The organism is Microbulbifer sp. ABF4_148 (assembly GCF_056158985.1).
This window is the reverse complement of record NZ_JBSWUI010000001.1, coordinates 103601-119848: the sequence shown is the minus strand read 5'-3', so window position 1 is coordinate 119848 and position 16248 is coordinate 103601. Positions and strand designations below refer to the sequence as shown.

Sequence of the window (16248 nt, the reverse complement as noted above, 5' to 3'; positions counted from 1 at the left end):
TGGTCTTAAAAGACTTCAAACAGGCCGGCAGCGCCCATTCCGCCACCGACGCACATCGTCACTACCACGTATTTCACGCCGCGCCGTTTGCCCTCGAGCAGCGCATGCATGACCATTCGTGCACCGCTCATTCCATACGGATGCCCGATGGAAATCGCACCGCCATTCACATTATATTTTTCCGGGTCAATTCCAAGCTTGTCACGGCAGTAAATTGCCTGGCAGGCAAATGCTTCGTTCAGTTCCCACAAACCGATGTCATCGATCGTCAGGCCGTTCCTTTCGAGCAGTCGGGGAATCGCGAATACCGGACCGATGCCCATTTCATCGGGCTCGCATCCGGCAACCGCCAAACCGCGGTATGCACCCAGTGGTTCATGATTCCGTTGTTCCGCCAGTTTCCCGTCCATCATTAACACCGCCGCTGCACCATCGGACAGCTGGGAGGCATTGCCCGCGGTAATACAGCCACCCTCCCTGACAGGGTTGAGCGCTGCCAGATCATCGAAGGTCGTTTGAGGCCGATTGCCCTCATCGCGCGACAATGTGATTTCTTGCTTGCTGACTTCACCGGTGGCTTTGTCATGGACCGCTTTTACGGTGGTGACCGGGATAATTTCCTCATCAAACTTCCCGGCAGCCTGAGCCGCAGCGGTGCGCTGCTGGGAAACCAGGGCATACTCATCCTGAGCGCTCCGGGAAATGGCATAGCGGTTGGCAACCACCTCGGCGGTATCCAGCATGGGCATATGTATGCTCGGCGAGTTGGCCACAGCTTTCGGGTCGACCACCCGATGCAGGTTCATATGCTCATTCTGGACGAGGCTAATGGATTCGCAGCCGCCTGCAATCAGCATCGGCGAACCGTCATGGATAATCTGCTTCGCACCCGTAGCAATCGTCATCAGGCCGGAAGAGCACTGCCGGTCGATGGTCATGCCCGCCACACTGGCCGGCAGCCCGGAAGCCAGCGCAACCTGCCTGCCCAGATTCGCAAACTGTGTGCCTTGCTGGATGGAAGCCCCAAAAATACAGTCCTCAATTTCCGCTGGCTCAACCCCGGCACGCTCGACGGCCGCCTTGACAGCGAAGGAGGAGAGTGATGGTGACTCCGTATCGTTAAATGCGCCCCGATAGGCCTTGCCGATGGGTGTTCTCGCTACCGAAACAATGACAGCTTCTTTCATAGGTTTTTCCGTATCTAAAATAGATCGCCGGCTGGTGCGGCGACGGGTATCGTTAGTAAAGGGTCAGCGGTGACTCACTCAATGCCTTTGAAATAAGTGATGGCTTTTGTCAGGAACTTCTCCGTCTGTTTTGCACCAGACTGGAGGTCTTCCTGATTGGCGATGTCATTGATGGCGGCCATACTTTCAATAACCGCTTCTGGTGTTTGCTGTTCTGGAGGCAAGAATGTGCCGTCTGTCTCGAACAGGCGGGTACTGGCATAACCGCCAGCGCCAGCGCAAAGAATCAGCCGGTTGGGCGCGTCTTTATGGCACAGGGCCAGAGCACCGGCCGTTACCGACTCGGGCGTCATCAGCTTGTAAATTTCTTCCGGAATCAAGTCCTCTGTCATTCTGGTGCCAGCTGTCGGAGCGAGTGCGTTAATACGAATATCGTTTTTTGCACCTTCAATCACCAGGGTATTCATTAGTCCGAGGACAGCCATTTTGGCGGCGCCATAGTTCGATTGGCCAAAATTTCCATACATGCCGCTGGAAGAGGTGGTCATCACAATACGGCCGTAATTCTGTTCCCGCATGATGTCCCAGACTGCCTTGCAGCAATTCACGGATCCCATCAGGTGTACGTCCATCACCAGCTGGAAATCGGAGAGATCCATTTTGCCGAAAGACTTATCCCTTAGGATGCCGGCGTTATTGATCAGAATGTCGACACGTCCCCATATTTCCAGGGTTTGTCGAACCATGTCCTGTACCTCATCGTAGTTGGCAACGTTGGCGCCATGTGCAAACGCCTCGCCACCTCGTTCTTCGATCAGTTGCACGACTTGTCTGGCCGCTTCCGAAGAGGTGCCGCTACCATCCCGGGCACCGCCCAGATCGTTAACGACCACCTTGGCTCCGCGTTTTGCGAGTTCGAGTGCATGGGATCTACCCAGGCCATTCCCGGCACCGGTAACGATGGCCACCTGACCTTCAAATGAAATACTCATAGTCTTTTCTCTTTTTGATTGTTTCGTCACTTAACCATTTGCATAGTCAGCCACTCAGCCTTAAAGGCGGGTTTGTCGCCCCCCTCGATCTCGACTTCGACCGCATAGGTGATCATGAACTGCCCGGGTTTCTTTTCGACAACATCCGACACCTGCGCGTGGCAACGAATCCGTTTGTTGACATGCACCGGCGCGATAAAGCGCACCTTGTTAAACCCATAGTTGATGGCGGTGTAAATCCCTTCAATAACGACACCAAACGATTCGGCAAAGTGAGACAGCATTGAAAGGCTCAGAAAGCCATGGGCGATGGTGGAGCCGAACGGCGTTTCCGCAGCCCTTTCTGGATCCACGTGAATAAACTGGTGGTCCAGCGTGCAATCGGCGAATTGGTTGATTTGTTCCTGTGTGACGGTAAACCAAGCGGTCGTTTCCAGCTGTTCACCAACCATGGTCAACGCGCGTTCTCGGGATATAACTTTCATTCCGCGATCTCTATTCTTTTATTAACAATATATGGATCAGGCTAGAACCACTCGGCCTTCATGTCATAACTGGTGGTGTCTATCTCGGCAACGACTTTTGCCCAGTGGAATACTTCGGGGAGCTCAATTCGATAAAAGTACTGCATTGCCTGGAGCTTTCCGCGATAGAAGTGTTCATCGTCTTCGTGTGGCTCTTTTTTCAGGGCCGCTTCCGCGACGAGTCCCTGTTTCAGCCAAAGCCACGCGATAACGATATGGCCGAACATGTCCAAATACTTCACGGAGTTTGAGAAAACCGCATCGAGGTTTTGCGCTTGCGTGGCCGCCATCACGGCATCGGTGGTGGTCTTCAGGGTGGCAACGGCTTGCTCGAGCTCTTCGGCATACTGGCCGAGGTTCGCAGCCTGTTTTGCTGTTTCGGTGGTTTCTGCAATTGCGCTCAGGCAGGCTTTGTATCCAGCGAAATTATTCATGGGCACTTTTCGGCCGAGTAGATCCAGAGACTGGATCCCGGTGGTACCTTCATGAATTGGGTTTAGACGGTTATCGCGGTAGAACATCTCGACAGGGTGTTCGTCGATGTATCCATGGCCACCCAAGACCTGGATGGCGAGATAATTTGCTTTCGGCCCGTACTCCGATGGCCAGGTTTTGATGATTGGTGTCAGAAAGTCCAACAGCTCATGGGCGGCCTGCTTCTCTTCTTCGGTCTCAGCGGTGTGTTCATCATCGGAGAGTTGCGTACCTAACAGGCACAGCGCGAGGGCACCCTCAGAGTAAGCCTTTTGAGCCAGCAGCATGCGGCGGACATCCGGATGCTCGATGATGTTCACCGGCGACGCATGAGGGTCTTTTGAGGAAAGCAGGCGACCCTGTGGTCGCTCTTTGGCGTAGTCGAGAGAGTATTGGTAGCCTGCAAGAGCGGTAATCGCTGCTCCGGTCCCCACCATGATGCGTGCTTCATTCATCATGTGGAACATGTACATCAGACCTTTGTTTTCCTCGCCAACCAGATAGCCAACCGCACCGTCCTGTTCCCCAAAATTCAAGGCCGTTGATGTTTGCGCTCGGCCACCCATTTTGTGAAAAAGACCTGCCAGGGCAACTTCATTACGTGGGCCCAGAGAGCCATCGTCGTTGACAAGGTATTTCGGGACGATAAACAGCGAGATGCCTTTTACTCCCTTGGGGGCACCCTTAATACGCGCGAGAACAAGGTGGACAATGTTCTCGTTCAGCTCATGGTCGCCGCCAGAAATGAAGATCTTATTGCCGGTGATGCGGTAGAGACCGTCATTATCCTTGACTGCGGAAGTCGTCAGGTCGGCAAGGCCAGAACCCGCGCCCGGCTCCGTCATGGCCATGGTCCCGGCAAAGCGTCCTTCGCGCATGGGCACGACCCACTTCTCAATCTGCTCCGGTGAACCATACGCTTCAATCAGGTTGGCATTCGCACTGGTCAGGCTGGTATAGCCCGTCGCGACCCCACCGGCCGCGCCGATATAGGTGCCAGCGGCGCTCGCTACAATACCGGGCAGCTGCATGCCGCCACGTTCGAAGTCCGCTGTTGAGGACGCGAGCCCGGCTTCGATCATCGCATCGATCGCGGGCTTGATCTCCGGGATCATTTGGACCTTTTCGCCATCAAAGGTAGGCTGATTTTTGTCCGCCTTGTTGCGGAAGGGTAAAAAGTGTTTTTCCGCTACGGCCTTGGCCGTCTTCAATGTCGCGTCGAATGTCTCGCGGTTGTGTTCCGCGTACCGTGGGCGTCGCGTTAGCCCTTCAGCGTCAAACAGTTCATACAACATAAACTCAAGATCGCGGTCGTTCATCAGGGGTGCGGGCATGGTTTCACCTGTTTTACTTGTACGGATTGTTCTGGGATCGCCGCCGACTTCGGCAGGAGAGCCCACCTATCGATTGAGATCTATTGTCGAGCTCGGATTGACGGATGGACATGACCTGAGAGGTCAAGTTTCGGAAGACTGTCAGTGAAGTTGCCGGTGGCGGCCATTTGTGAGGGCTGAGGCCTGTCTCGATGAGGGGAGTTGGTTCCTGGAGACCTTATCCCTGACGGCCTCGACAAGAGCATTGTTGTTCACTCAAGCGTTGGGGAGTTGGGGAAAGACATTCGGGTTTCGGGGCCAGAACGCCACCAGGCTTTTGTGAGGCTAATATTTTAAAAACCCATAATTCAATGTTATGCGTACAGGATAAAAGGTATTGGACAATATAGGGTGCCTTGTTGATGATGCCCTGAGGATTAATGCGGATAAAATCACCATGCTGATTGCTCTTGGCCTTTCCATCTTGGCGTTGACACTGGGTTTATGGTTCATCTTGGGCCATAAATTGTCTGATCTGATTGGGCCGCACCGAAATCGGTTCAGCAATATCGAGACTTGGCAAAAAACCGGACCAGTCAATACAAAGCAGGGTCAGATCGTCGGACTGGAAAAATCGACAGCACAAGGCCGGGTGATGGCCTTTCTCGGTATTCGCTATGGAGAGCCACCAATCGGCGACAGGAGGTTTATGCCCCCGACGGCATCCAGTGGTTGGGAAGGCCTCTTCGAGGCCGTGCGCTTTCCGTCCTCGTCGATTCAGCCCAAAGCTGACCGTAGCACTCAAGAACCCAACATGCAGAATCAGTCAGAGGATTGTCTGTTTCTCAGTGTATACACCCCGTCCACTGAGGGCGCCGGCCGCCCTGTCCTGTTCTGGATCCATGGCGGGGCCTATATTTTTGGCACTGGAAACGGTTATCCGGGGCACGTACTCGCGGCGCAGGGTGATGTGGTCGTGGTATCGATCAACTATCGCCTTGGCCTGCTCGGGTTTTGCGATCTGTCCATGTTTGGTGAACAGTATGCAGGATCCGCAGCCAACGGTATTCGTGATCAGATCCTGGCCCTAGAGTGGGTCAGGGACAATATTTCAGACTATGGTGGAGACCCCAACAATGTCACCATTTTCGGGCAGTCTGCAGGCGGCTCATCGGTGTCATCATTGATCTGTGCCCCCGCCGCAAGTGGCCTGTTCAATAGGGCCGTAGTGCACAGTGGAATGGATATTTTCAATCCCCCCATCGACAACACTGCGGACCTGCAAAAGTATCTCAAGCTGGACAAAAAGGAATCGATACCGGACGCGCTACGGGATCTGCCGGCGGAAGAAATACTGAAAGTGCAGGCCAGGGCCGGGTATTTCTCCGGAGGCTTTGTCGATGGTGTCGTGGTGACCCGCAGTATCCGGGACACAGTGCAAGCTCAGGGAGCAGATGGCGTCCCTCTCATTATTGGGTCCAATCACGATGAGGGCACCCTGTTCAGCCTGATTACCCCGCGTATCGCCTTCAAATCAATCATTCCGGTCTTCGCCGCGCTGACAACGGGTGGGCATGATACCGATGGATATCTTGCCAGGCTCAAGCAGGATCACCCCGGTGACAGCCTGAAGCAACTGCATGACAGGGTATGGGGAGAGAGTTTCCAAAGTAGCGCTTACCTGTCTGCGGAGTGGGCGAGCAGCGCCGGGCGCGATGTCTGGATGTACCGCTTTGACGAACCGGTGCAGAAGAATCCGCTGGGCTACAAACTAGGCGCCTGCCATGCAGCCGAGATGGAGTTTACCTTCAACAATTTTGCCCGAGACGACCTGGCACAAGATGGCCTCTGGTATGACCGCTATGACGCCGACGCAATTCGCCTGGCTCAGGATTGGTCTAATACCATCATCCAGTTTGCCAGAACCGGTAACCCAAATGGTGCGGGTATGCCGGCGTGGCCGCAATACTCAAACGACCGGCAGGAATGCCTGATTGTCGAAAAGCGGCCCCACGTCGAATCTGCGGTACATCAGTTTGAAGCTGATCGGTGGAATGAATTCCGCCCGGACGCCCGTCGACCCGCCTAGTGCCTTACAGAACGACGTATTCCTGCATCAAGACTCGACCTGTCATCCACTGACGACTGGCTTCGCTCGTCTGCCATGCCGAGACAGGGAGGCCGCGTTGACTCAATTACTGATGAATCTCCAATCTGGTAGGATGAGTGTCAGGGTGAGTAATTGCGCAATTGAGATCGAGCAAGATCTTGATGAGAGGTAGTTAAAGAATGTCTGATCGTCATGATGACAACAATATCGTCAATGACCTGGCTTTTGGCCGCCTGCTGAAATTCTGGCGCGGTGTGCATGGGCTGAGTCAGGAAGAATTGGCCTTCAGAGTGGATTCCTCGCCGCGTCATATCAGTCGAATGGAAAATGGACGAGTCTATCCCAGTAAATCCATGGTCGACGGCGTGGCCAGGGAACTATCGCTGGGGGAAAGAGATACCAATCACTTGCTCATTTCAGCGGGATTCAACCCGCGTGTTAAAAAAGTCAGTTTCCACGACCCCGAAATGCGCTGGTTGCGCAAGGCCATGACGTTGAGTTTGCGCGCACTCGACCCCTACCCCGCGGTTCTGCTGGATGGTTCAAGTAATATTCTGATGGTAAACCGGGGCTGGGTCGGCTTTTTCCAGACATGTATCTCGCCGGAGAAGCTGGCGCAGGTTTCCAACCATTTTGACTTCCTGTTCAGTCGTCAGGGTGCCGGCAATATGATGAGCGGCTGGGAGGACACATTGTCGGTCATTCTGATGTCGATTCAGCAGGTCGTTCTGATGACGGGCAGCCAGGAGAATCAAGAACTTTTGGAGCGGCTAAAGGCATCGCCAAACGTACCCGCAGACTGGCAACAACGTGGTGCGAGATTGGAACCCATGGCCAGTTATCGCGTGCAAGTGGATATTGATGGAAGCCTGCGAAAATTTTTCAGCGTCAGCCAGACCGTTGGCGCTATGGGCCCCAATGCCTACGTTTCAGAGCCGCATTTGACGATCAATACGTTATATCCAGAAAAGGATGACCTGGATTTGTCTGAGCTTACCGAGGGAAATCTCGAGCATCCGCTTTTGTTCTACTGAGTTGGCAATGAAATAAAAAAGCCAGTGCGATATCGCACTGGCCTTTCGGCGTCGAGGCCTCGAGGCTTTCTGTACTGCGTTTAAACCACGCTTAGAAACTTGTGCCGACCGTAACACCAACGGTGCGTGGCATGCCTACATATCGCGACGTGGGGTTAGGGGAGTCGGTAACAAAGGATTGCCCGAAGCCGTAAGCAGTATAATAGTTTTCATCAAACAGGTTCTGAACGTAGCCGGTCACATACCAACGCTCGGTCATAAAACCTGCATTCAGGTTTACCAGTTCATAGCTAGGCAGAATTGCGGCATCATCATCGTACGGTGCTGTTGGTGCGAGCGGGATGATTGGGCTCGGCTCCACCTCCGGTTCCGTAAGCGTACGCTGGTCATCGACGTAGCGATATTCGATTCTGGCAAAAATATCGCCGCCACCCAAAGAATAGTTGTACTCCGCAAAGAAGGAGCCCGTCAGCTCAGGGGCATTGGGGAGTGCCGAACCGGCCAGGATATTTGAGTCGGCCAGCGGATCGGTGTACTCCGCTTTTTGGCTGGTGATCGCTGCCCCAAGGGTGAGATTGTCGGCGGCGAGATACATCGCTTCCAGTTCTATACCCTGGATTTCGACTTCGCCCCCGGGCGTCAGCACAATGGTCGTATTGGTGGTGGTTGGTACTGAAAGTGCAGATTGCACATCGCTCCAGTCCGTATGGAAGATCGCACCATTTAACACGAGTCGATCATTGTTCCATACGGTCCTTGCGCCCAGTTCATAACTGATCAGGTCGTCAGAAGCGTAAGTCGCGAAGCGCTCAGGGTCCAGGGTGTCGTTACCCTGTAAGTTGGTACCACCAGAGCGGAAGCCTTCTGCGGCATTGAAATAGTAGAGCTGACTGTCGTTCGGTGCCCAGCTCAATCCCAGCTTAAACAACACATCCTCATCGCGTACGCTATTGTTAGAGCTGTCAATGCCGAACATCAGTACAGAGTCGAAAACACCGTATGCCTCAGTGCTGTCGCTAAAGGTTACCTCTTCGTCAAAGTATCTGAAGCCGGCCGTTAATTCGATCGTTTCCGACAGTTCAACATTCATCTCGGCATAGGCTGCTTGCTGTTCGAACTTTTCTGCCGCGTTTCGGCCAACGGCATCCAGTCCTGAGGCCGGAGTCACTGCGCAGTCAAATGTGGCCGCAAGGAGATCGAGCATGAAGAAGTCAGGCAAATACGCATTGAGCGCTGGCAGGCCTTGGCTGTCGTAAGTGGTGCATACATCCCGGTCGCGATCTCGGTAAAACAGGCCTACCGTCCAGTCGATGAACTCATCGCCATTGGAGACCAGGCGAAGCTCCTGAGTCACCGTCTTCTCTTCATCGTACACGCCCAGCAGAGAATGTGCGGAGAGCCCCAGTGGGGCGAACAGGGGTGTCGGGTCACCGACAATCTGGGTCAGTACAAAGGGAACAAAAAACTCATCCAGTGAGAAGTTCACGCGAGTGGCATAGGTCCGCTCGCGTTCATACACCGAGCTAATGGAACTGAGTTCAGCAAAGCCAAAGTCATACTTGGCGGTCAGCGCATAAAGATCAATTTGCGACTGGTTGTACTGGTCTTCGAGCAAAGAAGTCTGATTGCGCTCAAGCCCGATGACTTCCTCAGCATAGGCATTCGAGTCTTGATCGTCATGCATTAGCAGAAGATCTAATGAAAAATCATCAGAGACTTGCCATAAAGTCGCAGCTCTCAATGACCAGTTGTCAGCGCTATTGATGGCATCTTCTTCGGTAGCGACGTTGTCGATCCAGCCTTTCTTTGCTTCCGTGCTACCGACGATGCGCGTGGCGAGCTGGCCATCAATGAGTGGAATGCTCACCGCACTGCGCACTCTATGGCCGAGGTCGGCACCTTTGGTGCCGATCAATACGGCCTCCGCTTTCGCACTGAATGCTTCAAGATCTGGCTTGTTGGTGATGAGTTTAATGGCACCGCCCATGGCGCCGTCGCCATATAAGGTGCCTTGCGGCCCTTTCAGCACTTCGACCCGATCCAGGTCGTAAAGATTGATGTCCGGTAAACCGCCTCCGCCTTGAATGGCCACATCATCCAGATACATGCCCACAGTGGAGACTGATCGTGCCAGGCCATAGGCGTCCTGGCCAATGGGGCTGACACCACGAAGACCCAGCTTGATGGAGCCGTTACCCTCACGGGTGAAGCCCACGCCGCTGATGCCGGTGATGTAATCTTCCATTGACACCTTGTTGAGAGTATCTAATTCATCGCCGGTGATGGCCGACATTGAAATAGAGACATCCTGGATGCTCTGTGCACGACGCTCAGCCGTCACGACAACTTCCTCAATGGCCGTTTGAGAATCCTGTTGTGCTTGAGCGTAAGTGGCGAGTGGCGCTGCTACCGCCAACGCCAGTAAATTTTTTGTAAATCGCTGCGTGTTTTGGCTCACTTAACCAGCCCTCATTATTGTTTTGTAGTGGCAGATTTTTTTGGCAGACAGCGATGAGCAGGAGCTCTTGTCGCTTCTGACATAGTGAGATGGTCGGTTTGGTGACCTATAAAGTCCAATACCTTTTACGGCCGAGGTATAACATTTACTAATGCTTCTACCCTGTTGTTTTGTCGGTGCTAGAAGGCAGTATCGCTGCCATAAAATTTTTCTAGTCTATTGATTCAAAACGCGTTTTCAGTTCATCGGGATTTACGCTGATCCGGTCCGTGACGATGTTTTCTTATTGGTCACGGAGGCGCCTTTCTCGACCTGTAGGGCAGACAGTTAGTGTATCGGTTTGTTTTTGCCCGCGTCCAATCTGTGCTGCCTATTGGTCTTCGGGCGTTATCCTGCGAGACGTGCGTTGGCTGATGAAGTCGGCTCACAGCTTCGCAAGCGCTGCTATTCCATAATTGAATCGTCAGTAAGAAATTAGTTGTATTCAGTCGCCCAGCAGTGTTTTGCGTATTGACCGGCCCGGGCCCTCACTCGGAGAGCATCTGTCTCAGAATTGGCGCGAGTATTTTTACCAGAGGCGAGGACGCTCTGGTCTTGGCAAAAGCCAGTACCAGGTGTTGATTCGATATCGCACGGCTGACGGGCATCATACTGAATTGCTTTCCGAGTTCTTCGAGTGTGCTCTTTACGGAAACGAGAGGGTAATACGCGTTCGTTCTATTCAGTAGCGAGAAGACCAGTGTGAAGTCGTCGGTCAGGTAAGTGGCTTTAGCCGGCGGCAGGCGCAATCGCTCATGCAGGGCTGCCAGATCACGATGCATCCAGTCACTGGTGGCCGGTAGGATCGCCGGGTAATTGAGAATATCGTCTGCGGTCATTCCAGCCTGGTGTTCAACCGGGTGGCCCTTGCGAATCATGTAGGAGAACTCAAGCGGCGCTACGTTCTCGATCGGGTTTTCTGGCCATTGCTTCATATAGGCAGTTGTACTCAGTACCACATCCAGCTCACCGGTCTCCAGTCTTGGTACGATCTCGCCGGGTCGCCCTGCCGTTGTGACGATATCAATCTCTGGGTGGTCGGCGGCAAACTCCGCCACTGCCGACGCTGCCACAGAAAGGAACGGCCCCGGCGTCACGCCCAGTCTCAGATGGCCGCGGACCTGGCCTGTGCCATGTCGGAAGTCCTGACCCAACGCCTTCAGATCCGCCAGCAGCGTCTTTGCCCGCTGTACAAATTCCTCCCCTTCATCCGTGACGGAGACGCCTCTGGCCAGGCGATGAAATAGCTGTGTACCTAAATCATCTTCCACTTCGGAGATGCAGCGGGTCAGCGCGGGCTGGGAAATAGACAGGAGTTGTGCCGCCGCAGTGAAGGATTTTTCCTCCGCGACGGCAACGACATATCTCAGTTTGCGGAAATCCAGGCGCTCTCTCATAACTTATTCTTATAGTTCGGCAAAAAAAGGTATTAGACATTATGGCAGCCTGATATGACGATGCAACCACGACGATAAGAACAAACATCCTGGTCTGTATGAATAACGACGTTGTCTTGTGTGGCGGTAAGCGCACGCCCTTCGGCGATTTTGGAGCGTCTCTCGTGGACATAGCGGGGACGGATCTCGCTGCCCATGCCGCGAAAGCGACCCTCGATAGTGCTGGGTTGGCGGCAAGCACCGTTGATCATCTCGTTTGCGGCAATGTAATCCCGGTCGATCAGGGAGGCTACTTTGCCAGTCGTCTCGTGGCCCTGAATATCGGCATGGCCGAAGACAGTTGCGCCCTGAACGTGTCCCGCGCCTGCGGGTCGGGCATCCAGGCGATTGTGTCTGCCGCGGAACAGATCATGACTGGCCACAGCAAGGTTGCGCTAGCCGGCGGCTATGAAAATACCTCTCGGGCACCCTATGTCTTGACTGATAGTCGCTGGGGAGTCAGGCGAGGTAGCAGCGAAGTGGTTGATGCCATTGATTACGCCTACCGGGATCCCTTTGACCGCGCTTTGATGGGGACGACGGCAGAAAATCTTGCAGATCAATTTGGCTATCAGCGTGAAGCGATGGATGAGTACGCGCTACTCAGCCAGCAGCGTGCCGCAAGTGCGATTGAGTCCGGCTTTCTCGCGCGTCAGATTGCACCGATCAAGGTGCAGGAGAGAAAGCGTTCCCGGTTGTTTGCGGTGGATGAGTATCCACGCGAAACGACCCTGGAAAAGTTGTCGTCACTGAAACCCGTATTTCGCGAGGGCGGCAAAGTGACGGCAGGTAATGCCAGCGGCATGACCGATGGTGCGGCATTTGTTGTGGTCGCAGATCGACAGAGTGCCGGCCAACAGGGGCTTACCCCAAAAGCCAGGCTGGTCGATTGGGATGTGATTGGAGTGCCACCACACATTATGGGGTGCGGTCCAGTTCCATCGATTGATCGCTTGTTGAAAAAGCACGGCCTCACGGTGGCAGATATTGATTATTTTGAAATCAATGAAGCCTTTGCCGTTGTGAATCTGCATGCGGAGCAGCAGTTAGGTATTCCCCGGGAGCGCACCAATCTCTACGGCGGCGGTATCTCCATCGGACATCCCCCAGGTGCGACTGGTGTCCGCATGGCACTGACCGCAATGGATCATTTGCTCGACTGTGGTGGGCGCTACGCAGTGTTGTCTCTTTGCCTGGGTGCCGGTCAAGGCATGTCGGTTCTGCTGGAGCGGGTGTAAGCCATGAACAACACCTCTGTATTTATTGGCGGCGCCAGCGGTTTCTGGGGCGACTCCGCACGAGCGACAGCGCAACTACTACAAGACGAGCGCCTGGACTTTATTGTCTACGACTATCTTGCCGAGGTGACAATGTCCTTGCTGGCAAGGGCGCGATCCAAAGACGACTCAAAAGGTTATGCACTGAGCTTCCTCACTGAGGCGATGGGGCCCAATCTGAATACCATCGCCGAACGCGGAATCAAAATTGTTTCGAATGCCGGTGGCGTCAATGCATATGCCTGCGCCGAAGCGCTGAAAGCGATTATCGCTGAGCAGGGCCTGGACCTGAAAGTCGCCTGGATCGAAGGTGATGATTTGACGGGGCAGAAGCAATCGTTTGTCGGCGTCCATGAAATGTTTAGCGGCGACGATTTTCCAGACCCAGAGTCTGTACAAAGTATTAATGCCTATCTCGGTGCCTTCCCTATTGCGCAGGCGCTAAAGCAGGGGGCCGACATCGTCATTACCGGTCGATGTGTTGACAGTGCGGTCACCCTGGGGGCGTGCATCTATCAATTTAACTGGACGGCCGAAGATCTTGACTGGCTTGCGGGTGCCTCGCTGGCGGGTCATATCCTGGAGTGCGGGGCGCAGGCTACCGGCGGTAACTTCACAGACTGGCAAGACGTTAGAGACCGTCACAATATCGGATATCCCGTCGCAGAGATCGCAAATGACGGCAGTTTCATTTGTGACAAGCCTGATGGCACCGGTGGACTGGTTTCTGTGGGCACGGTTGCAGAGCAGTTGGTGTATGAGATAGGGGATCCATCGGAATATATTTTGCCTGATGTCGTGTGTGATTTTACTGCCGTTGAGATCAAGCAATTGTCTGCCGATCGGGTACGCGTTACCGGCGCCAGGGGCAAGCCAGCACCTGAAAACTATAAAGTGAGTGCAACCTATTCCGATCAATATCGAGGTGGCACCTACCTTAGCTTCTATGGATTCGATGCGGACAAGCGGGCAACGGCGCTTGCGGATGCTGTGCTCCGCGCCTCACGCGAGGCTTTGAATTTCCTTGGGCTGCCGGACTTCAGTGAGACCTCCATTGAGTTGATCGGTGCCGGCAGCCAATTTGGCCAGTACCGGCACAGCGAGCGCTGCGACGAGCTGGCGATGAAGATCGCGGTTAAACACCCTGACCGACTCGGGGTTGGCGTCATGCTCAAGCAGTTGGCCGAGCTGGCACTGGCGACACCTCCCGGACTTTCCGGATTTGGCGGAAACAGCCCAAAAATCTCACCGGTGGTACGCCTATTTTCGCTATTGGTACCGAAGAGCCAGGTCAGCATTAAGCTGCATTTTGATGACCGCTCGATGGCATACGACGGGTCGCAGGCAGCATCCTCGCACTCTTCGTCGGTGATACCTTTAGATGCCGAGACCATTCCACGCCTCGCTTTTGAGGATTCGCCTCAGGCAAAAACCACCGTGCCTTTGATCAAGCTGGCCTGGGGCCGCAGCGGCGACAAAGGGAATAATGCGAACGTTGGTATCATTGCGCGTAGACCCGAATACCTCCCCTATATCAATGCCACATTGACCAGTGACCTCGTCGCTGCGCGATTCTCTCACTTTTTTACCGATGGCCAGGGCTGGGTCGAGAAGTTTCATCTGCCCGGCATACACGCTATCAACTTTGTCCTCCATGACGTTCTCGGTGGCGGCGGTATTGCCAGCCTTCGCAACGATCCCCAGGGCAAAGGCTATGCCCAATTGCTATTGGCTTGTCCAATTGTTGTTCCAACTGTTCTTGCCGAGAAATTGAAATGACGGTCTTTAATTCAAAAATCAATACCAACTCGGATGGTTATAAGAAGAATCGTGCCGAGATGTTGACCCTTGTCAATAAGCTACAGGAGCTGAATGGCCGCGGAGCGACGATCTCGGCAAAGCGTAAAAGTCGCTTTGACGCGCGTGGCCAGTTGCTTCCCCGGGAGCGGCTTGCGCGGCTGTTAGATCCAGGCATGCCGTTTCTGGAAATCGGCAACCTGGCCGGTTATCTGGTTGACACCAAGGATGAAGAGAAGTCGGTACCGGGAAGCACGGTTATTTCGGGAATCGGGTTCGTCAATGGCGTGCGCAGTGTCATTGTTGTGGATGACAGTGGCATTCAGGCGGGTGCGATGACCACCGCCGGAGGATTCCGTATCGCGCGTGCCGAGCAGATTGCACTGGAGCAAAAACTGCCGTTCGTACATCTGGTCGAAAGCGCGGGTGGTGATCTTGTCAACTATGCCGTGGAGGGCTTTGTCGGCGGCGGTGCACTGTTCGGTAATCTAGCAAAGTTGAGTAAAGCGGGTATTCCCGTCATCTCTATTTTGCATGGCTCGTCGACGGCCGGCGGTGCCTATATGCCCGGTCTGAGTGATTATGTGATTGCCGTCAAGAACAACGGCCGCGCTTTTCTGGCAGGGCCGCCCCTGCTCAAGGCTGCTACCGGTGAAATCGCCACGGAAGAAGAGTTAGGCGGTTCGGAAATGCATGCTACCACCTCGGGTTTGGCGGAGTATCTGGCGGAGAACGATGGTCAGGCCGTCAACATGGTGCGCGAGCTCATGCATCGTCTGGAGTGGAACAAGGACTGCCTGACCCCCAAACGTCGCGCGTTCCTGGACCCGATATACGACGCTGATGAACTGGCCGGCGTAATCCCCTGCGATTACCGCACTCCCTACGATATGCGCGAGCTGGTAGCGCGCGTGGTGGACGGGTCGAATTTCATGGACTTCAAACCGCGCTACGGTGCGGCAACGGTCTGTATACAGGCGGACATCATGGGTATGGCGTGTGGCGTAATTGGTAACAACGGCTCGATTGACCCGGATGGTGCCACCAAGACGGCACAGTTCCTCCAGCTTTGCGACCAGTCCAATGTGCCGGTCATCTTCTTGCAGAACACCACTGGCTATATCGTCGGCACCAAGTCTGAACAGGCGGGCATGATCAAGCACGGTGCAAAGATGATTCAGGCAATGACCAATCTCGATGTGCCGCGCATTACGCTGATGACCGGCGCCAGTTACGGCGCAGGCAATTACGGTATGTGCGGGCGCGGTTTTAACCCGGACTTTCTGTACACGTTTCCCAATGCCTCAACGGGTGTGATGGGGGGAGAGCAGGCTGGCAAGACGATGTCGATGGTGGCGCGTGTCAAGGCCGCCGAAAAGGACCAGCCGGTGGACGAGGAAGGCCTGGCGAAGTTCGAAGCGCATCTTGTGAACCTGTTTGACTCTCAATCCAGTGCCTTTTACACCTCCGGGCGCATGATGGACGACGGCATGATTGATCCGCGTAACACGCGTCAGACGCTGGGTTTCTTGCTGGAAACCGTAAGAGAAGCCAGGCATCGGACTGTACGTCCGAATAGCTTCGGCATAGCAAGGCTTTGAGGGAGT

The 16248-nt window shown here is 54.3% G+C and carries 11 protein-coding genes; 5 read left to right on the top strand and 6 right to left on the bottom strand.

Translation table 11 applies throughout. The features are described 5' to 3' along the window. Positions 1-5: 5 nt before the first annotated feature. From ACXAD0_RS00495 to ACXAD0_RS00480, 4 genes are all read right to left on the bottom strand, one after another. Positions 6-1187 carry an acetyl-CoA C-acyltransferase gene (locus tag ACXAD0_RS00495; RefSeq protein ID WP_475086381.1) on the bottom strand — a complete coding sequence of 394 codons (1182 nt, stop codon included), beginning with the start codon at positions 1185-1187 and terminating at the stop codon, positions 6-8. Positions 1188-1261: 74 nt separating this feature from the next. Continuing rightward, positions 1262-2179: an SDR family NAD(P)-dependent oxidoreductase gene (locus ACXAD0_RS00490; protein ID WP_475086380.1), complete on the bottom strand. Its 918-nt coding sequence runs from the start codon at positions 2177-2179 to the stop codon at positions 1262-1264. A gap of 26 nt (positions 2180-2205) precedes the next feature. Continuing rightward, the gene (locus tag ACXAD0_RS00485) at positions 2206-2664 is read right to left on the bottom strand and encodes a MaoC family dehydratase (RefSeq protein ID WP_475086378.1); all 459 of its coding nucleotides are present in this window, start codon (positions 2662-2664) and stop codon (positions 2206-2208) included. Between the two features lie 41 nt (positions 2665-2705). Then, positions 2706-4511, bottom strand: coding sequence for an acyl-CoA dehydrogenase (locus ACXAD0_RS00480; RefSeq protein WP_475086377.1), 1806 nt, complete (start codon positions 4509-4511; stop codon positions 2706-2708). Between the two features lie 436 nt (positions 4512-4947). Here ACXAD0_RS00480 and ACXAD0_RS00475 point away from each other — a divergent pair, with 436 nt between their 5' ends. Together ACXAD0_RS00475 and ACXAD0_RS00470 are read left to right on the top strand one after the other, a co-directional pair. Then, positions 4948-6579, top strand: coding sequence for a carboxylesterase/lipase family protein (locus ACXAD0_RS00475; protein WP_475086376.1), 1632 nt, complete (start codon positions 4948-4950; stop codon positions 6577-6579). Between the two features lie 200 nt (positions 6580-6779). Beyond that, positions 6780-7634: a helix-turn-helix domain-containing protein gene (locus tag ACXAD0_RS00470; protein ID WP_475086375.1), complete on the top strand. Its 855-nt coding sequence runs from the start codon at positions 6780-6782 to the stop codon at positions 7632-7634. 91 nt (positions 7635-7725) lie between these two features. Here the strand turns inward: ACXAD0_RS00470 and ACXAD0_RS00465 are convergent, their stop codons facing one another. Both ACXAD0_RS00465 and ACXAD0_RS00460 read right to left on the bottom strand, forming a co-directional pair. Then, positions 7726-10092, bottom strand: a complete 2367-nt coding sequence (locus ACXAD0_RS00465) for a TonB-dependent receptor (protein WP_475086374.1) — start codon at positions 10090-10092, stop codon at positions 7726-7728. Positions 10093-10619: 527 nt separating this feature from the next. After that, a complete protein-coding gene (locus ACXAD0_RS00460) occupies positions 10620-11528 on the bottom strand; it encodes a LysR family transcriptional regulator (protein ID WP_475086373.1) in 909 nt (302 codons plus the stop codon). Between the two features lie 98 nt (positions 11529-11626). On the opposite strand from ACXAD0_RS00460, the gene ACXAD0_RS00455 reads away from it, so the two are divergent. Genes ACXAD0_RS00455 through ACXAD0_RS00445 form a run of 3 tightly spaced genes read left to right on the top strand, consistent with a single transcriptional unit; the run spans position 11627 to position 16242 of the window. Beyond that, positions 11627-12805 carry a thiolase family protein gene (locus ACXAD0_RS00455; RefSeq protein WP_475086372.1) on the top strand — a complete coding sequence of 393 codons (1179 nt, stop codon included), beginning with the start codon at positions 11627-11629 and terminating at the stop codon, positions 12803-12805. A gap of 3 nt (positions 12806-12808) precedes the next feature. Continuing rightward, the gene (locus ACXAD0_RS00450) at positions 12809-14623 is read left to right on the top strand and encodes an acyclic terpene utilization AtuA family protein (RefSeq protein WP_475086371.1); all 1815 of its coding nucleotides are present in this window, start codon (positions 12809-12811) and stop codon (positions 14621-14623) included. Next, positions 14620-16242: an acyl-CoA carboxylase subunit beta gene (locus ACXAD0_RS00445; RefSeq protein ID WP_475086370.1), complete on the top strand. Its 1623-nt coding sequence runs from the start codon at positions 14620-14622 to the stop codon at positions 16240-16242. The genes ACXAD0_RS00450 and ACXAD0_RS00445 overlap by 4 nt, the downstream gene beginning before the upstream one ends. Positions 16243-16248 lie beyond the last annotated feature (6 nt).